This window comes from Rathayibacter festucae DSM 15932 (assembly GCF_004011135.1).
In the GTDB taxonomy this organism is placed as follows: domain Bacteria; phylum Actinomycetota; class Actinomycetes; order Actinomycetales; family Microbacteriaceae; genus Rathayibacter; species Rathayibacter festucae.
In genome coordinates, this window is sequence record NZ_CP028137.1 from 1,102,632 (window position 1) to 1,120,296 (window position 17,665).

Sequence of the window (17,665 nt, forward strand, 5' to 3'; positions counted from 1 at the left end):
TCAGGCCCAGCCGAGCTCGTGCAGGCGGTCGTCGTCGATGCCGTAGAAGTGCGCGATCTCGTGCACGAGGGTGACGTGGATCTCGTCGCGCAGCTCGTCGAGGGTCTCGCAGGCGGCGAGGTGCGGCTCGCGGTAGAGGATGATCCGGTCGGGCATCTCGCCGAAGCCGTAGCGCTCGCGCTCGGTCAGGGCGACGCCGTCGTAGAGGCCGAGCAGGTCGAGCGAGCCGTCCTCGGGACGGTCCTCGACCACGAAGACGACGTTCTCGAGCCCGTCGACCATGTCGTCCGGGAGGGCGTCGAGCTCGGCGACGACCAGCGTCTCGAACTCGGCCTCGTCGAGGGTGAGCATCGCCTGGCCTCTCGTCGTCGATCAGGTAGGGGAGCGGTCGGATCTCCGGCGGCGGAACGACGGAAGGCCCGGAGCCATCGACTCCGGGCCTTCCGAGGTGGTTCTCCTACAACTGGGGTGAGTAACGGGGCTCGAACCCGCGACCTCCTAGACCACAACCAGGCGCTCTGCCAACTGAGCTATACCCACCAGGACGGTGTTCCGCGGGGCGAACCCGCGAAGCAACTGTACGAGAGTACTACATCCGCGAGGCGAACTCGTCCACGACGGCGGCCGAGACGGCCTGCACCTCGGCGGAGGTGGGGCCCGGCTCGGGGACGAAGACGGCCCGGCGGTAGAAGCGGAGCTCGCGGATGCTCTCGAGGATGTCGGCGAGGGCGCGGTGGCCGCCGTGCTTGGCCGGAGCGTTGAAGTAGATGCGCGGGAACCAGCGGCGGGCCAGCTCCTTCACGGTCGAGACGTCGACGTTGCGGTAGTGCAGGTGCGCGTCGAGACGCGGCATGAACTTGACCAGGAACGCCCGGTCGGTGCCGATCGAGTTGCCGGCGAGCGGCGCCTGCTGCTCGGCGGGGACGTGCTTGAGCACGTACTCGAGGACCTCGTACTCGGCCTCGGCGACGCTCACGCCGTCCGGGATCTCCTTCAGGAGGCCCGACGTCTCGTGCATGTTCCGGACGAAGTCGCCCATGTTCTCCAGCGCCGACGCGTCGGGGCGGATGACGATCGACAGCCCCTCGTCGAGGGGTTCGAGATCGAAGTCGGTGACGATCACGGCGATCTCGACGAGCTCGTCGACGGCGAGGTCGAGTCCCGTCATCTCGCAGTCGATCCAGACAAGACGGTCGGGGGCGCTACTCATGCGCCGAAGTCTATCCGCGGCCACCGACACGGCCGGGGCGGCGGGGGAGCGCCTCCTAGAATCGATCTCCGTGATGATCCTCGTCTGCGTGCTGCTGATCGCCAACGCCGTCTGGAACGCCGTCGTCTGGCCGCCGTTCCTCCGCCGGGTGCGCAAGGACCCGCGGGCCCGCGACGCCTCCGGTCGCGCCACGACCTTCCTCCGCGTCCACACGATCCTGATCGGGATCTCGCTGCTGCTCGCGGTCGTCTCCCTGGTCGTCGGCGTGCTGGGTCTCGTGCAGGGCGTCTGACCGGGCCCTGCTGCCGGCGCCGTGGCGACGCCGCCGCGTGGAGGCGCCGTAGTAGCCTGGCGAGACGCCCCCGTAGCTCAGCGGATAGAGCAGCAGCCTTCTAATCTGACGGTCGCAGGTTCGAGTCCTGCCGGGGGCACTTCCGCGTCACGACGACCGCGGCGATCGCTCCGCCCGCCCGTCGGATCCTCTCCGTCGAGCCCCGTCCGCTCCTGCCACCCGGACGCGGGTCGGCAGGTCCCCCGGACGCGGGCTCGCGGTCCGGGCGGCGCTAGCACAGTGCAGATATCTGAGCAACACCGGCGTGTTTCGCCGCATCGGCCGTTCCGCCCCTCCACCCGCCCCTAGGCTGGTCCAGCACCGGAATTACAACGACGTAAGAAACGGAGGTACGACCATGTTGCTCCTCGCCATCCTCGGCGGAATCGCCGTCGCGTGGACGATCATCGCGGCGCCCCTCGCTGTGCTGGTCGGTCGAGTCGCTCGTGCTCGAGATGCGCACGTCTGAGGCGTATGAACTGCACCACGGAGAAGGCCCCGATCGCACTCGCGATCGGGGCCTTCTCTTCTTCCTCGGGACGGCTAGTCGGCCGGGCGGGCGGTCGCGGCGCTCTGATCGCGCTCGGCCGAGGACTCGTCCGACTCCTCCGCGGAGTCCGCGTCCGTGCTCGCGGCGCGCTGCTCGACGGGCGGCAGTTCCTCGACGGGCCGCTCGCGCGACGGGACGTCGAGGCGGTCGACGTCGGCGAGAAGTCGGCGCGTTTCGTCGTTGTGCGGTCCGTCGGAGGCGGGCGGCAGGACGATCGTCGGCGTCGACGGCCGCTCGAAGGCGGTGGTCGGCTCGGTGCTCGAGCCGGCACCGACGACCACCGGGGTCGCCGCAGCGGCCGCAGGGGTCGTGCGGACGGGCTCGGGGGAGCGCTCGTTCGAGCCCTCCGTCGAGGCACCGGTCTTCGGCGTCTCGGGGCGCGAGGTCTCCGAGAAGCGCCAGCGCTCGAGGTCGGCGAGGAACGCCTTCCGGGCGCGGTTCGGCTTGTCGCGCCAGAGCACGAGGCGGTCTCGGAACTCGCCGACGCTCGCCTGCGTCTGGTACCCGCCGGTCGACGAGGTGTGCTTGAGGTCGGCGAGCTCGTGCGCGGCCCAGTTGGCGGCGACTCCCGAGCCCTTGACGGGGAGCAGGCGGAGGTGGGTCTCGGCCTGCGCGGCGGCGCGGTCGCTGAGGATGCGCTCGGACTGGCTGAGCACGTTCCAGGCGGAGGCGTCGACCGCGGCGTCGATCAGCGTCGCGATGACCGCGTTCTTGCGCTCGTGCTCCTGCTGCCGGATGAGGCGCGCGATCGCCGAGCGGAGGACGAGCGCGGCCACGATCACCCCGACGATCACGGCGAGGAGGACGAGTGCGCCGACGAACACCGACTGGCGCCCTTCGGCCGTCTGGACCCAGGTCACGAATTCGTTCCACCACTGCATGAGCCGAACGTTAGCCCGGGGCCCGGCGGCACACCGGTCAGGCGCGCCGACCCCCGGGGGATCGGCGCGCCGAGCCGGGGCTCAGGCCACCCGGAAGACCTCGACGGCGTCCTCGACGCTCCAGAACTCGCCGATCTCGGCGCCGGCCGGCATGCCCGCGCGCAGCAGCCGCGCGCGGTACTTCTCGCCCTGCGGGCCCTCGACGAGCTCGACGTGGCCGACGATCGAGCCGCCTCCGGTGCTCACGCGCCAGAGGCGGGCGTTCACGCGGGTGAGGGTGGGCGGGACGCGGGTGGCGTGAAGGGTGGTGAGGGACACTGCTTCCTCCTGCTGGTCGTCGAATGCGGGAGCACCCACCGGCCGAGTGCTCTCGCAGACTACGAGCGACCACCGACATCGCCGCCGGCCCGCGGCGGTCAGGTCAGGGCCGTCAGTTCAGCGACGTCCCGTGCACCGCGAACTCCTCGATCGCGGCGGTCTCCGACTCCGTGAGCGGTCCGGCCTCGAGGGCCGCGACGTTCTGCTCCAGCTGGGCGACGCTCGAGGCGCCGATGATGGCGCTCGTGACCGTCGGCACGCGCAGGACCCAGCTCAGGGCGAGCTGCGCGAGGGTCTGGCCGCGGCCCTCGGCGATCGCGTTCAGACCGCGGGCCCGCTCGAGGTACTTCTCGTCGATCCGGTCGGAGGAGAGGAAGCGCGAGGTCGCCGCGCGGGATCCCGCCGGGACCGTGCCGTCGAGGTAGCGGTCGGTCAGCAGGCCCTGGGCGAGCGGCGAGAAGACGATGCAGCCCGTGCCGATCTCGTCGAGGACCGGGAAGAGGCCGTCCTCGATGTGGCGGTCGAAGAGGGAGTAGCGCGGCTGGTGCAGCAGCAGGTGCACGCCGCTGCCGGCCAGGGCGGCCTCGGCGGCGCGGGTCTGCTCCGGGCTGTAGTTCGAGATGCCGACGTAGAGCGCCTTGCCCTGCTCGACGGCCGAGACCAGCGCGCCCATCGTCTCCTCGATCGGCGTCTCGGCGTCGGGGCGGTGCGAGTAGAAGACATCGACGTAGTCGAGTCCGAGCCGGGTCAGGCTCTGATCGAGCGAGGAGAGCAGGTACTTGCGCGAGCCGCCGTCACCGTAGGGGCCGGACCACATGTCGTAGCCGGCCTTGGAGGAGACGATCAACTCATCGCGGTACGGGCGGAAGTCCTCGGCGAAGAGGCGGCCGAACGCGGTCTCGGCGGCGCCGTACGGCGGGCCGTAGTTGTTCGCGAGGTCGAAATGGGTGATCCCCAGGTCGAACGCGCGGCGCAGGATCGCGCGCTGGGTGTCGAGGGGGCGGTCGGATCCGAAGTTGTGCCAGAGGCCGAGCGAGAGGGCGGGCAGCTTCAGCCCGCTCCGTCCAGCGCGTCGGTAGTCCATGGCGTCGTAGCGGGCGGGGGCGGCGTCGTAGCTCACGCGCCGACTCTATTCCAGCGCTCGAGCCGTGCGGAATGCGCACAGCGCCGGAGGTGTTGGATCGAGAGACGTGCCCGGCACCCCGGACGCGTCGATGCGACAGGAAGTGAGTCACACGCAATGCGCACATTCGTACTCGCCGGAGGATGCTTCTGGTGTCTGGACGCCGTCTACCGCGTCCTCGACGGCGTGACCGACGTCGTCTCCGGCTACACCGGCGGATCCACCCCGAATCCCGACTACGAGTCCGTCTGCACGGGCCGCACCGGGCACGCGGAGGCCGTCGCCGTCACCTTCGACCCCGAGGTGGTTCCGGAGCAGGTCATCCTCGACGTGTTCTTCACGCTGCACGACCCGCGGCAGCTCAACCGCCAGGGCAACGACGTCGGGACGCAGTACCGCTCGGCCATGTACTACTCCTCCGACGAGGAGAAGGAGCTGTTCGAGACCGCCCGCGACCGCGCGTCCGAGTGGTGGGACGGCCCGATCGTCACCGAGATCGCGCCGCTGGGCGTCTATCACGAGGCCGAGGACTACCACCAGGACTTCTTCGCCAAGAACCCCGGCCAGGGCTACTGCCTCGCGGTGGCGCTGCCGAAGGTGAACAAGATCCGCAAGTCGTACTCCAAGTACATCCTCGCCTCCTAGCTCTCCTCCCCAGGCGACGATGTCGCCCGGTCTCCACCGAAGGGCCCGCCTCCAGCACGGAGGCGGGCCCTTCGTCGCGACACTGTCCCTGCGTCGCCCGGGTGGTTCCGGCCCCCTCCGCCCGGGCGGCGTCCCCGTCGCAGTCGCGCCGGGAGCAGAGGAGCGCCGCCCGTGGCGGCGACCGAGGAGAGGACAGCAGCATGACCGACACCCTGACCGTCATCGGAGTCATCGGCACCGAGCCGCGCAGCGTCGACACGGCGAGCGGCACCGCGATGACGACCTTCCGCCTGGCGTCCGCCCAGCGGCGCTACGACCGCTCCACTCAGCGCTGGGTGGACGGCTCGACCAACTGGTACACCGTGAACGCCTTCAACGGGCTGGCCGGCAACGCCCTGGCCTCGCTCGCGCGCGGCGACCGCGTCCTCGTCACCGGGCGCCTCTCCGTCCGCTCCTGGGAGTCCGGCGGCAAGACGGGGACGGACGTGAGCGTGATCGCCGAGGGCCTCGGCCACGACCTGGCCTGGGGGACGACCCGCTGCACCCGGACGGTCGGGCGGGCGAAGGCGGCAGCGCCCGAGGCGGCAGCGCCCGAGGCGGCCACGAGCGGCGCGAGCGGCTGGAGCCCGGAGGCGCCGGCCGCCGTCGAGGGCGCGACCTCCGCGTCCTCCGGCGGCGACTGGGGCGCAGCGCGCGCCTCCGCGTCGGAGCCGTCCGAGGCCTCGTTAGACTCGGCCGACGCCCCGTTCTGACGCGGCGTTCGGCGCGCGTTCGGCCGCCGCGGGAGGGATTCGAGTGAGCACACGGACCGTCGTCCGCGCCGGCCTGCGAGCGGGAGCGGTGCTCGCGCTGCTGACCGGGATCGCCGGCTGCACGGCGCCCACCGCGCCGCCGGCCGCCGAGAGCCCGTCGGCGTCGGCCGCCCCGTCCACCGAGGAGCCCGCCGCCCCGGTCGCGCTGGTGCCCGGCGGCACCGCCGAGGAGAACCTCCCCTTCTTCCGGGAGACCGTCACCGCCGCCGCGGGCTCCGATCCGGAGACGCCCGGCCGGAGCGTCGTCGACGCTCTCGTGGCCGCCGGCTTCGCGAAGGAGTCGATGCAGCTCACCGCCGACGAGACCTCGGTCGGCCTCGAGGCCGACTCCGTGCAGGTCTCGGTGAAGGCGAGCGACGCCTGCCTCATCGGGCAGTACGGGCCGAAGGTGGACGGCGTCCGCGCGGTCGTCGCCGCGCCGATCGCGACCGGCGCCTGCCTCATCGGCAGCACCGTTCCGCTCGACGGCTGAGCCGCCGGCCGGAGCCGGAGCAGCGAGCCGAACGCTCCGCGCGTCCAGCCGGTATCCTCGGTACCGGCCCGGCCTCCGACCTTCCCGCCCGCGCTCCCGCGTGCGGTGGTCGATCACCGGCGACATTCCGGCCGAGGGGCACCCGATGAACGGGACGCCCGCGGCGGAGAGCGGGGCTCCGAGAACGTACGAGCGGTTGAGGGACTGAAGTGGCTGAATACATTTACTCGATGGTGCGCGCCCGCAAGGCGGTCGGCGACAAGCTGATCCTGGACGACGTCACGATGTCGTTCCTGCCCGGGGCGAAGATCGGCGTGGTCGGCCCGAACGGCGCCGGCAAGTCGACGATCCTGAAGATCATGGCGGGGCTCGACACCCCGAGCAACGGCGAGGCGCGTCTAAGCCCGGGCTACACCGTCGGCATCCTGATGCAGGAGCCGGAGCTCGACGAGACCAAGACGGTGCTCGAGAACGTCCAGGAGGGCGTCGGCGAGATCAAGGGCAAGATCGACCGCTTCAACGAGATCTCGCTGGCGATGGCGGACCCGGACGCCGACTTCGACACGCTCCTCGCCGAGATGGGCACCCTGCAGGAGGCCATCGACGCCGCCGACGCCTGGGACCTCGACTCCCAGCTCGAGCAGGCGATGGACGCGCTGCGCACCCCGCCGGGGGACTCGCCCGTCACCAGCCTCTCCGGAGGTGAGAAGCGCCGCGTGGCGCTGACCAAGCTCCTGCTGCAGAAGCCCGACCTGCTGCTGCTGGACGAGCCCACCAACCACCTGGACGCCGAGAGCGTGCTCTGGCTCGAGCAGTTCCTCTCCAAGTACCCCGGCGCCGTCCTCGCCGTGACCCACGACCGGTACTTCCTCGACAACGTCGCGGAGTGGATCGCCGAGGTCGACCGCGGTCACCTCTACCCCTACGAGGGCAATTACTCGACCTACCTCGAGAAGAAGAGCGCCCGACTCGAGGTGCAGGGCAAGAAGGACGCGAAGCTCGCCAAGCGCCTGACCACCGAGCTCGAGTGGGTCCGCAGCAACGCGAAGGGCCGCCAGACCAAGTCGAAGTCGCGCCTCGCGCGCTACGAGGAGATGGCGGCGGAGGCCGAGAAGACGCGCGTCCTCGACTTCGAGGAGATCGTCATCCCGGTCGGCCCGCGCCTGGGCTCGCAGGTCATCGACGCGAAGAAGCTGCACAAGTCCTTCGGCGACCGCGTCCTGATCGACGACCTCAGCTTCACCCTGCCGCGCAACGGCATCGTCGGCGTCATCGGCCCGAACGGCGTGGGCAAGACCACGCTCTTCAAGACGATCGTCGGCTTCGAGCCGCTCGACTCGGGCGACCTGAAGATCGGCGACACCGTCGACATCTCCTACGTCGACCAGACCCGCGGCGGCATCGACCCGAACAAGAACCTGTGGGAGGTCGTCTCCGACGGTCACGACTACATCCAGGTCGGCAAGACCGAGATCCCCTCGCGGGCCTACGTCTCGCAGTTCGGCTTCAAGGGCCCGGACCAGCAGAAGCGCGCCGGCATCCTCTCCGGCGGTGAGCGCAACCGCCTCAACCTGGCGCTGACGCTCAAGCAGGGCGGCAACCTGCTCCTGCTCGACGAGCCCACCAACGACCTGGACATCGAGACGCTCGGCAGCCTCGAGAACGCGCTGCTCGAGTTCCCCGGCTGCGCCGTGGTGATCACCCACGATCGCTGGTTCCTCGACCGGATCGCGACGCACATCCTCTCCTACGAGGGCACCGAGGAGGACCCGGCCAACTGGTACTGGTTCGAGGGCAACTTCGAGTCGTACGAGCAGAACAAGATCGAGCGCCTCGGTCCGGACGCGGCGAAGCCGCACCGCTCCGCGTACCGCAAGCTCACCCGCGACTGATGCGCCTGCACGTCGCCATCCCGCTGCGCTGGTCGGACTTCGACGCCTACGCGCACGTCAACAACGCGGAGATGCTGCGCCTGCTCGAGGAGGCGCGCATCCAGGCGTTCTGGCGCCCCGACTCCCCGGAGCCGGGCGGGAGGGCGACGGCGGTGCTCGACGCCCGGCCCGGCGCGCGCACGATCAGCCTGATCGCGCGGCAGGAGATCGAGTACCTCGCGCCGATCCCGTACATGCGCGCCCCGCTCGACATCGAGCTCTGGATCGGGCGGATCGGCGGCGCGAGCCTCGAGGTCTGCTACGAGCTGTACTCGCCGACCGGCGTCGAGCCGCGCGTGCTCTACACGAAGGCCGCGACGACGCTCGTCATGGTGACCGCTGCCACGGGTCGCCCCGAGCGCATCCCGGAGGAGCTCCGCGAGGTCTGGGCGCCGTACGTCGAGGAGCCCGTCGCCTTCTCCAAGCGGAGCTGACGCCGTCCCCTCCGGCTGGCGGTCCCGGCGCGAGCCGGACCGCTCAGCCGAGCGGGACGCGGACCATGCCCTCCTGGGCGACGCTCGCCACCAGGCGGCCGTCGCGCGAGTAGATCCGGCCCAGCGAGAGCCCGCGACCGCCCGAAGCGCTCGGCGCTTCCTGCACGTAGAGCAGCCATTCGTCCACGCGGGCGGGGCGGTGCCACCACATCGCGTGGTCGAGGCTTGCGATGCGGAGCCCGGGGGTGATCCAGGCGGCGCCGTGGCGGCGGAGCGTCGACTCGAGGATCGTGTAGTCGCTGGCGTAGGCGAGGGCGGCGCGGTGCAGCAGCGGATCGTCGGGCAGCGGACCGAGCGCGCGCAGCCAGACGCACTGGTGTGCGGTGCGATTCGGGTCGGCGCGGAGGTAGACCGGCTGCTCCACATGGCGGACGTCGAACGGCCGCTGCGTCGCCCAGAAGCTGCCGACCGGGTGGTCGACGCCCTTCAGCACCTCGGCCGTGCTCGGCAGCGACTCGGGGTCCGGCACGCCCTCCGGCATCGGGGTCTGGTGGTCCAGGCCCTCGTCCTCGGTCTGGAACGACGCGATCATCGAGAGGATCGGCGCCCCGTTCTGGTACGCCTGCGTCCGCCGGGTGGCGAAGGAGCGGCCGTCGTGGATCCGGTCGACCGAGAAGGTGATCGGCAGCGAGACGTCGCCCGGGCGGAGGAAGTAGCCGTGCATCGAATGCACGCTGCGCTCCTCGACGGTGCGGCCCGCGGCGATCAGCGACTGGGCCAGCACCTGGCCGCCGAAGACGCGGCCCTCGGGCATCCACTGCGACGGGCCGGTGGAGATGTCCTCGCTGGTGCGGGTTCCCGTGTCGACGAGATCGAGGGCGGTGAGGAACGAGGAGAGCGGATCGGACACGGGACCTCCGGGGTGTCTGCCGATCAGGAGAGCGGCCTCGGGTAAGTTTATCGACGCGATGATGTCGTCCTTCTCCCTGGCGGATCCGCCCAGCCTCTCCGATCTGCGCGTGTTCCTCGGCCGGTCCGCGCGTGTCGAGGACGGCGCCGTGCGCCTCCTCGCGCAGGATCGCATCCTGGCCGCGTACACCGCGATCCTCCAGCCGCGCGGCCTGCTCGACCGGTCCTCGACGGTGCTCGGCCTGCGCGTCTTCGCGCTCGACGAGCCGACCGCCTTCGACCGGGTGGTGCCGATCCGCGCGCTCTCCGACCGGCTCGCCCGCCTGCAGTGGGAGCCCGGGGGAGCGGACGGCAAGCCGGTCGTGCTGCCTGACGGCGACGACGCCACGGCGGGCGCCTGGGCCGGCATCTCGCCGCCGCGCGGCGGCTGGCAGCGGCGCGAGCCCGTGGACCCGGCGTTCCTCGAGAAGGTCGCCCGCGACGGCATCGACGAGATCGCCGCGGCGGTCGGCTCCGAGACCGGCGAGCAGATCGTCGGCCGCGTGCGCTCCACCGTCTGGGGCCGTCCTCTCGACGGTCTCGAGGACGTGCCCGCGGGCGCCGCCTTCGCACTGTTCGCACTCGGCTTCCTCGGCGCGGACGACCCCGTCGCGCTGCTCGAGAGCGGCCAGTGGCGGCGGCTCACCTCGCGGCGCGGGCACGTGCTCGTCCGCACCCCCGCCTGACCCGACGCCGGCGGGAAGTGCCGAGCGCTACTCCTCGAAGGTGTTGACCATCGCGTGCGCGGCGCGCTCCAGGTAGTCCCAGAGCATCGCGTCGTCGGCCGGAGCCAGCTCCAGCTCGTCGACCGCGACCCGCATGTGCGCGAGCCAGTGGTCGCGGGCCTCCGGGTTCACCTTGAAGGGCTGGTGCCGCATCCGCAGGCGCGGGTGCCCGCGCTCCGCGCTGTAGGTGCCGGGGCCGCCCCAGTACTGCTCGAGGAAGCCGGTGAGCCGCTGGATCGCGCCCTCGAGGTCGTGCTCCGGGTACATCGGCCAGAGCACCTCGTCCTCGCGGACGCCCTGGTAGAAGCGGCGGACGAGACGCTCGAAGGTCGGTCGCCCGCCGAGGTGCTCCCAGAAGGAGCGCATCGGGGGAGTGCCGCCGATCTGCAGCCCGCTCACGAGCGCGGTCCCGTCTGCGGCGGCACGGAGCCGCCGTCCTGCGGACGCTGAGCGGGCGGCACCTGCTCGGGCGCCGGCGGTGCCTTCGGCTTGCGCAGAGCACGTGGCAGGCGCACCGGCTTCCCGTGCTCGGTCGTGACCGTGGCGGTCGGCGTCGTCCGCGGCCCCTTCACGCCGCCGACGCTCGTCGCGCCCTCGAAGCCGCTGAGCACCACCGCGCTGAGCGAGGGCAGCTTGACGTCGAGCGTGTCGAGGGCGCGCTTGAGGCGGATGCGGAGCTCGCGCGCCACGTCGTCCTTGGCGGTGGTGCGGGTCTTCAGCACCACGCGGATGACCAGCGCGTCGTCGGCGATCGACTCGAGGCCCCAGAGCTCGGGCTTGTCGATGATCCGCGCCCGCCAGCGGCTGCTCGAGGCGAGCTCGTTCGCGGTGCTGAGGATCGTGCTCTGCACGGACTCCAGGTCGGTCTCGTAGGGCACGGCGAGGTCGATGATCACCCGCGACCAGCCCTGCGACATGTTGCCGACCCGGACGATCTCGCCGTTGCGGACGAACCAGAGCGTGCCGTTGACGTCACGGATCTGGGTGATCCGCACGCCGACGTTCTCGACGACTCCGGTGGCCTGGCCGGTGTCGACGACGTCGCCGACGCCCAGCTGGTCCTCCGCGACCATGAACAGGCCGTTGAGGACGTCCTTGACGATGTTCTGCGCGCCGAATCCGAGGCCGGCGCCGAGCGCGGCCGTGAGCAGCGCGAAGGAGCCGATCAGGGTGTTGTCGATGGTGTTCACGATCATCACGACGGCGATGACCACGATCAGGATCGAGCTGATGTTGTTGAGGATCGAGCCGAGGGTCCTCGTGCGCTGCACGACCCGGACCGCGGCGAGGGGCGAGGCGGCGATGGCCTGCGTGTCCTCGACCCGCTGGCGCTTCTTCACCCCTGAGACGATCTGATCGACGACGCGCCCCACCACGAAGTGCGCGATGACGCGGGCCAGCAGGGCGCCGAGCACGATCGCGAGGACGGCGACGCTCTTCCAGAAGAGCTCGGAGTCGAAGAAGGAGATGGTCGCGGCGACGGGGTCTGGGGTGGAGGTCTCGAGTAGCAGCATCCCGTCCAGGCTAAGGGACGCGCGCCGGCCGGCTCCGGTGACGCCGGAGCGACGCCGGGCGGCGTCCGGGGGATAGATTCGACGAGGGCCGGCCCGGCCTCCGCACTCCGCACCCGAACTCCGCCCCAGGGGAAGGACGCCCGATGCTCCACTCCACCCGGACTCCCGCCGAGAAGCGCCGCCTCTTCCGCGAGCGGCTCGCGACCGGCGAGCTGCTGCAGCTGCCGGGGGCGTTCACCCCGCTGTCGGCGCGGCTGATCGAGGAGAAGGGCTTCGACGGCGTCTACGTCTCGGGCGCCGTGCTGTCGGCCGAGCTCGGCCTGCCGGACATCGGCCTGACCACGCTGAGCGAGGTCGCGGGCCGCGGCCAGCAGATCGCGCGGATGACCGACCTGCCCGTCCTGATCGACGCCGACACCGGCTTCGGCGAGCCGCTCAACGTCGCGCGCACCGTGCAGATGCTCGAGGACGCCGGAGTGACGGCCCTGCACATCGAGGACCAGGTGAACCCCAAGCGCTGCGGGCACCTCGACGGGAAGGCCGTCGTCGACGAGAGCACCTCCGTGCGGCGCATCGCCGCCGCGGTCGACGCCCGACGCGATCCGGGTCTCGTGATCATGGCCCGCACCGACATCCGCGCCCTCGACGGGCTGCAGGCCGCGATCGACCGGGCGAAGCGCCTCGTCGACGCCGGTGCCGACGCGATCTTCCCCGAGGCGATGCGCGACCTGAGCGAGTTCGAGGCCGTGCGTGCCGCGATCGACGTCCCGGTGCTGGCGAACATGACCGAGTTCGGCAAGAGTGAGCTCTTCACGACGCAGCAGCTCGCCGACGTGGGGGTGAACATCGTGATCTATCCGGTGTCGCTGCTCCGCATCGCGATGGGCGCGGCGATGCGCGCGCTCGACGCGCTGAAGGCGGAGGGCTCGCTGCAGTCCGAGGTCGCGGGGATGCAGACGCGGGCCGAGCTCTACGAGCTGCTCGACTACTCGTCCTACAGCCGCTTCGACGAGGGCGTCTTCGACTTCAGCCTCGCCGGCCACCACGGCGCCTGAGCCACGACCCACCCCGGCGGCTCCGGTCGCCGATCCGATCGCGAAGGAGCGAGCGATGAGCACCACCGAGCAGGACATCCGCAAGGGACTCGTGGGGGTCGTCGTCGACACCACGTCGATCTCGAAGGTCGATCCGGAGTCGAACTCGCTGCTGTACCGCGGCTATCCGGTGCAGGAGCTGGCGGCGTCCCGCTCCTTCGAGGAGGTGTCCTGGCTGCTGTGGAAGGGCGAGCTGCCGACGCCGTCCGAGACCGAGCAGCTCCGCGCCTTCGAGCGAGCGCACCGGGAGCCGGCGCCGGAGGTGCGCGCGGTGGTGGAGCTGCTGCCGGTGACGGCGCATCCGATGGACGTCGTGCGCACTGCGGTGAGCGTGCTGGGCGCGCTCGAGACGGACCCCGAGGACGAGTCGCCGGAGGCGGTCCTGGAGCGCTCGATGCGGCTCTGGGCGGTGCTGCCCGCGGTCGTCGCCGCGATCCAGCGTCGCAGGCACGGGCAGGAGCCGATCGCCGCGCGCGACGATCTCGACTACTCCGAGAACTTCCTCTGGATGACCTTCGGCGAGCTGCCCGACCCGGTGGTCGTCGACGCCTTCCGGGTGTCGCTGGTGCTGTACGCCGAGCACTCGTTCAACGCCTCGACGTTCACGGCTCGCGTGGTCACATCGACGCTCTCGGACGTCCACTCGGCCGTGACGGCGGCGGTCGGCGCGCTGAAGGGACCGCTGCACGGTGGTGCGAACGAGGCCGTCCTGCACGTCTTCGACGAGATCGGCATCGGGCCGGAGGCGGGTCCCCGCGCGCGGGCCTGGCTGGCGGAGGCGCTCGGGGCGAAGCGCAAGGTGATGGGCTTCGGCCACCGCGTCTACAAGTCGGGCGACTCGCGCGTGCCGACGATGGAGGCGGCGCTCCGCCGGGTGGCGGAGCAGGCCGGGGCGGACGACATGCTCGAGCTCTACGACGCGCTGGCCGCCGAGATGAGCGAGCGCACGGGCATCCTGCCGAACCTCGACTACCCGTCCGGTCCGGCCTACCGCCTGATGGGTTTCGACTCCGAGCTCTTCACGCCGCTCTTCGTCGCGGCCCGCGTCGTCGGCTGGACCGCGCACGTCCTGGAGCAGCGCGCCTCGAACGCGCTGATCCGCCCGCTGTCGGCGTACGACGGGCCGGCCCGCCGCGCGGTCCCGGAGCGCTGACGCCGCACCATCTCGCTGTCCTGCGGAGTCGGCGCGGCCGGCGCGGTTCCCCTCGCGCGCCGTGCACACTCCACATGCTGGTCGAGTAGCCGCGCAGCGGCGCAGCGAGACCCGCCCCTCCTGGTGGCGGGGGATCTCGATACGCGCGCTGCGCGCGCTACTCGATCAGCATGCAAGAGGCGCGTGGTCCTCCGGCTGTCCATGCTGGTCGAGTAGCCGCGCAGCGGCGTATCGAGACCCCCGCGCTCAGAGCGCTGCGTCGCGCTCCTGCGCGCGCAGGGCGCGCTCGACGCCGGCCAGGTTCTCGATCACGAGGCGGCGCAGCGCCGGCACGTCGGGGTTCGCGTCGAGCCACGCGCGGGTGGCGTCCACGATCGCCGGCGTGGGCGTCGCCGCCGGGTAGAAGCCGACGACGAGGTACTCCGCGATCTTGTAGCTCTTCGCGTCCCACAGCGAGCGGAGGGCGTCGAAGTACACCGGCACCATGGCCTCGAGGACGGCGGGATCGCTGGTGTGCTGGAAGCCGAGCCCCGTCGCGCGCACGATGGTGTTCGGCGCCGAGTCGTCGAGCGTCACCGAGTCCCAGGCCGCGCGCTTGGCCTCCGCCGTCGGGATCGCCGCGCGGGCGTTCGCCGCGGACTGCGCTCCCGTCGCGGTGTTGTCGGCCGCGAGGGCCGCGTCGATGTCCGAGGCGTCCGCCCGTCCGCCGGCCACGAGCGCGATCAGCAGCTCCCAGGAGAGGTCGGTGTCGATCTCGAGCCCCGGCAGGGTCGTCGTCCCGTCGCGCAGCGCCTGCACGGCGTCCAGGTGGGCCGGGGTCGAGGCGACGCCGGCGAGCACCTTCACGAACTGGAACTGCGCGTCGCTGCCGGCCTCGGCGCCCTGCGCGAGCGTCCAGAGCCGGTCGCCCACCTCCGCGAGGACCTCGTCGCGGTGCTCCGGCGCGACGTACTGCGAGGCGGTGCTCACGAGCTGGCCGAGGACCGTGCGCAGCGTCGTCGACTCCGTCTCGGTCGCGATGTTGCCGAGGACGAGACGGACGAAGTCGCGCGGCGCCGACTCGGCGTCGCGGGTCGCGTCCCAGACCGAGCCCCAGACCAGCGAGCGCGCGAGCGGGCTGCTGATGCTCGCGAGGTGCTCGATCGCGACGGCGAGCGAGGCGTCGTCGAGCCGGATCTTCGCGTAGGCGAGGTCGTCGTCGTTGAGCAGCACCAGCGCGGGGCGGGTGCGGCCGATCAGCTCGGGCACCTCGGTGCGCTCGCCGTCCACGTCGAGCTCGAGGCGGTCGATGCGCACGAGGCGGTCGCCCTCGAAGTCGTAGAGGCCGATCGCGAGACGGTGCGGGCGGATCGTCGGGTAGTCGGCGACCGCGCTCTGCAGGATCGCGAACGAGGCGATGGCGCCCTCCTCGTCGACCACGATCTCCGGGCGGAGCGTGTTGACGCCGGCCGTCTCGAGCCACTGCGCCGACCACTCGGTCAGGTCGCGGCCGCTGGTCGCCTCGAGCTCGACCAGCAGGTCGCGCAGCTCGGTGTTCGAGAACGCGTGCTTCACGAAGTACTCGTGCACGCCGGCGAGGAACTCCTTCTCGCCGACCCAGGCCACCAGCTGCTTGAGCACCGAGGCGCCCTTGGCGTAGGTGATGCCGTCGAAGTTGACCTGGACGTCCTCGAGGTCGTTGATCGTCGCGACGATCGGGTGCGTCGAGGGCAGCTGGTCCTGGCGGTAGGCCCAGCTCTTCTCCATCGCGGCGAAGGTGGTCCAGGCCTCGGTCCACTCGGTCGCCTCGGCGGTCGCGAGGGTGGAGGCGTACTCGGCGAACGACTCGTTCAGCCAGAGGTCGTTCCACCACTTCATGGTCACCAGGTCGCCGAACCACATGTGCGCGAGCTCGTGCAGGATCGTGACGACCCGGCGCTCCTTGACCGCGTCGGTCACCTTGGAGCGGAAGACGTAGGTCTCGGTGAAGGTGACCGCTCCCGCGTTCTCCATCGCGCCGGCGTTGAACTCCGGCACGAAGAGCTGGTCGTACTTCGCGAACGGGTACGGCACCCCGAACTTCTCCTCGTAGAAGGCGAAGCCCTGCTTGGTCTTCTCGAAGACGTAGTCCGCGTCGAGGAACGGCGCGAGCGAGGCGCGCGCGAACACGCCGAGCGGGACGGTGCGGCCGTCGGAGGAGACCAGCGAGTCGGTCTCGACGACGTAGGGGCCGGCGATGAGCGCGGTGATGTACGAGGAGATCCGCGGGGTGGGCTCGAAGCTCCAGGTCGCGACGCCGTCGCCGGCGGGCACGGGCTCGGGGGTCGGCTGGTTGGAGACGACCTGCCAGGCGGCGGGCGCGGTCACCGTGAAGGAGAACGCGGCCTTGAGGTCGGGCTGCTCGAACACCGCGAAGACGCGCCGCGAGTCGGGAACCTCGAACTGCGAGTAGAGGTAGACCTCGCCGTCGACCGGGTCGACGAAGCGGTGCAGGCCCTCGCCGGTGTTCGTGTAGAGCGCGTCGGCGTCGACGCGAAGGACGTTCTCGGCGGCGAGCGAGTCGAGGCGGATCCGGACACCGTCGGCCACGTCGGCCGGGTCGAGCTCGACGCCGTTCAGCGTGACCGAGTGCACGGTCCTCGTGATCGCGTCGATGAAGGAGGAGGCACCCTCCGTCGCGGTGAAGCGCACGGTCGTGGTGCTGCGGAAGGTCTCGGCCCCCCGCGTGAGGTCGAGGGCGACGTCGTAGGCGTCGACCTGGATCAGCGAGGCGCGCTCCTGCGCTTCGCTCCGGGTGAGGTTGTCTCCAGGCACAGGGTGCTCCATCCGTTCGTCTCGGCGCTGCCGCTTCGGCGCCGGGGTGCGGGCGCCACCGATCCACCCTAGGGCCGCGCCGCACCCGCGCACCCGAGAGGCGCCGAGAGGCGTAGCGTTGCCTCATGACCGACGTTGACTTCTGGTTCGATCCCTCCTGCCCCTGGGCCTGGATGACCTCCCGCTTCGTGGACGAGGTGACGGAGGGGCGCGACCTCGACGTCACCTGGCACATCATGAGCCTCGCCGTGCTCAACGAGGACCAGGACGTGAGCGACGACTACCGCGCGTTCTTCCCGCGCGCCCTGCGCTACACCCGCCTCGTCGCGGCCGTCGGCGAGCGCGAGGGCCAGGAGAAGGTCAAGCCGCTCTACGACGCGCTCGGCACGCGGATCCACAACGGCGGCCGCACGGACGTCGACGCGATCATCACCGAGTCGCTCGCCGAGGTCGGCCTCGACGCGAGCCTCGCCGCATACGCCGACACCGACGAGTACGACGAGCCGATGCGCGCCTCGCACTTCGACGGCATCGGCCGGGTCGGCCAGGACGTCGGCACGCCGGTCATCGCGATCGGCGACATCGCCTTCTTCGGACCGGTCATCTCGCCCATCCCGCGCGGCGAGCAGGCGCTCTCGCTCTGGGACGGCCTCGTCGCCGTGGCCTCGTACGACGGCTTCTTCGAGCTCAAGCGCTCGCGCACCCGCGACCCGATCTTCGACTGAGCCGCG

The 17,665-nt window shown here is 71.2% G+C and carries 19 protein-coding genes and 2 tRNA genes; 11 read left to right on the forward strand and 10 right to left on the reverse strand.

All coding sequences use genetic code 11. From position 1 onward, the window contains the following. The 3 genes from C1I64_RS05220 to orn form a co-directional block, all read right to left on the reverse strand. Positions 1-351: a metallopeptidase family protein gene (locus tag C1I64_RS05220; protein WP_123445773.1), complete on the reverse strand. Its 351-nt coding sequence runs from the start codon at positions 349-351 to the stop codon at positions 1-3. 113 nt (positions 352-464) lie between these two features. Further along, positions 465-540 (reverse strand) — tRNA-His (locus tag C1I64_RS05225). A 49-nt stretch (positions 541-589) separates the two neighbouring features. Continuing rightward, entirely contained in the window at positions 590-1,210 is a 621-nt protein-coding gene (orn, locus tag C1I64_RS05230) for an oligoribonuclease (protein ID WP_123445774.1), read from the reverse strand. 73 nt (positions 1,211-1,283) lie between these two features. Between orn and C1I64_RS05235 the strand changes: the two genes are divergently transcribed. Then, positions 1,284-1,502 carry an SCO4848 family membrane protein gene (locus C1I64_RS05235; RefSeq protein ID WP_127888462.1) on the forward strand — a complete coding sequence of 73 codons (219 nt, stop codon included), beginning with the start codon at positions 1,284-1,286 and terminating at the stop codon, positions 1,500-1,502. A 66-nt stretch (positions 1,503-1,568) separates the two neighbouring features. After that, positions 1,569-1,641, forward strand: a tRNA-Arg gene (locus tag C1I64_RS05240). Positions 1,642-2,084: 443 nt separating this feature from the next. Here the strand turns inward: C1I64_RS05240 and C1I64_RS05245 are convergent. From C1I64_RS05245 to C1I64_RS05255, 3 genes are all read right to left on the reverse strand, one after another. After that, positions 2,085-2,972, reverse strand: a complete 888-nt coding sequence (locus C1I64_RS05245) for a hypothetical protein (RefSeq protein ID WP_164874447.1) — start codon at positions 2,970-2,972, stop codon at positions 2,085-2,087. Between the two features lie 81 nt (positions 2,973-3,053). Continuing rightward, positions 3,054-3,290 (reverse strand): hypothetical protein, encoded by a 237-nt coding sequence (locus C1I64_RS05250; RefSeq protein ID WP_164874448.1) that lies wholly within the window; start codon positions 3,288-3,290, stop codon positions 3,054-3,056. A 112-nt stretch (positions 3,291-3,402) separates the two neighbouring features. Then, positions 3,403-4,410 carry an aldo/keto reductase gene (locus tag C1I64_RS05255; RefSeq protein WP_127886445.1) on the reverse strand — a complete coding sequence of 336 codons (1,008 nt, stop codon included), beginning with the start codon at positions 4,408-4,410 and terminating at the stop codon, positions 3,403-3,405. 120 nt (positions 4,411-4,530) lie between these two features. On the opposite strand from C1I64_RS05255, the gene msrA reads away from it, so the two are divergent. The 5 genes from msrA (at position 4,531) to C1I64_RS05280 (ending at position 8,707) form a co-directional block, all read left to right on the forward strand. Further along, positions 4,531-5,058, forward strand: coding sequence for a peptide-methionine (S)-S-oxide reductase MsrA (msrA, locus tag C1I64_RS05260; protein ID WP_127886446.1), 528 nt, complete (start codon positions 4,531-4,533; stop codon positions 5,056-5,058). A 200-nt stretch (positions 5,059-5,258) separates the two neighbouring features. Further along, a complete protein-coding gene (locus tag C1I64_RS05265; RefSeq protein WP_127886447.1) occupies positions 5,259-5,810 on the forward strand; it encodes a single-stranded DNA-binding protein in 552 nt (183 codons plus the stop codon). 43 nt (positions 5,811-5,853) lie between these two features. Next, complete coding sequence (locus C1I64_RS05270; RefSeq protein WP_127886448.1) at positions 5,854-6,342, forward strand: DUF6993 domain-containing protein; 489 nt, start codon at positions 5,854-5,856, stop codon at positions 6,340-6,342. Between the two features lie 209 nt (positions 6,343-6,551). After that, positions 6,552-8,234 (forward strand): energy-dependent translational throttle protein EttA, encoded by a 1,683-nt coding sequence (gene ettA / locus C1I64_RS05275; protein WP_123445782.1) that lies wholly within the window; start codon positions 6,552-6,554, stop codon positions 8,232-8,234. Then, complete coding sequence (locus C1I64_RS05280) at positions 8,234-8,707, forward strand: acyl-CoA thioesterase (RefSeq protein ID WP_123703462.1); 474 nt, start codon at positions 8,234-8,236, stop codon at positions 8,705-8,707. Before ettA ends, C1I64_RS05280 begins: the two co-directional genes overlap by 1 nt. A 43-nt stretch (positions 8,708-8,750) precedes the next feature. Here the strand turns inward: C1I64_RS05280 and C1I64_RS05285 are convergent, their stop codons facing one another. Next, on the reverse strand, positions 8,751-9,617 hold the full coding sequence (locus C1I64_RS05285) for an acyl-CoA thioesterase (protein WP_208645087.1): 867 nt from the start codon (positions 9,615-9,617) through the stop codon (positions 8,751-8,753). A gap of 61 nt (positions 9,618-9,678) precedes the next feature. Here C1I64_RS05285 and C1I64_RS05290 point away from each other — a divergent pair, with 61 nt between their 5' ends. Next, positions 9,679-10,341 (forward strand): DUF8185 domain-containing protein, encoded by a 663-nt coding sequence (locus C1I64_RS05290; RefSeq protein ID WP_308197316.1) that lies wholly within the window; start codon positions 9,679-9,681, stop codon positions 10,339-10,341. Between the two features lie 27 nt (positions 10,342-10,368). Here C1I64_RS05290 and C1I64_RS05295 read toward each other — a convergent pair whose 3' ends face one another. Next, on the reverse strand, positions 10,369-10,746 hold the full coding sequence (locus C1I64_RS05295; protein WP_127888464.1) for a globin: 378 nt from the start codon (positions 10,744-10,746) through the stop codon (positions 10,369-10,371). Between the two features lie 29 nt (positions 10,747-10,775). Further along, positions 10,776-11,894 (reverse strand): mechanosensitive ion channel family protein, encoded by a 1,119-nt coding sequence (locus C1I64_RS05300; RefSeq protein WP_127886449.1) that lies wholly within the window; start codon positions 11,892-11,894, stop codon positions 10,776-10,778. A gap of 143 nt (positions 11,895-12,037) precedes the next feature. On the opposite strand from C1I64_RS05300, the gene prpB reads away from it, so the two are divergent. Together prpB and C1I64_RS05310 are read left to right on the forward strand one after the other, a co-directional pair. Then, a complete protein-coding gene (gene prpB, locus C1I64_RS05305) occupies positions 12,038-12,949 on the forward strand; it encodes a methylisocitrate lyase (protein ID WP_123445786.1) in 912 nt (303 codons plus the stop codon). A gap of 55 nt (positions 12,950-13,004) precedes the next feature. Then, positions 13,005-14,141, forward strand: coding sequence for a bifunctional 2-methylcitrate synthase/citrate synthase (locus C1I64_RS05310; protein WP_127886450.1), 1,137 nt, complete (start codon positions 13,005-13,007; stop codon positions 14,139-14,141). Between the two features lie 246 nt (positions 14,142-14,387). Here C1I64_RS05310 and pepN read toward each other — a convergent pair whose 3' ends face one another. Beyond that, positions 14,388-16,934: an aminopeptidase N gene (pepN, locus tag C1I64_RS05315; protein WP_127886451.1), complete on the reverse strand. Its 2,547-nt coding sequence runs from the start codon at positions 16,932-16,934 to the stop codon at positions 14,388-14,390. A gap of 125 nt (positions 16,935-17,059) precedes the next feature. Here pepN and C1I64_RS05320 point away from each other — a divergent pair, with 125 nt between their 5' ends. Further along, positions 17,060-17,659, forward strand: coding sequence for a mycothiol-dependent nitroreductase Rv2466c family protein (locus C1I64_RS05320; protein ID WP_127886452.1), 600 nt, complete (start codon positions 17,060-17,062; stop codon positions 17,657-17,659). The last annotated feature ends 6 nt before the right edge of the window (positions 17,660-17,665 follow it).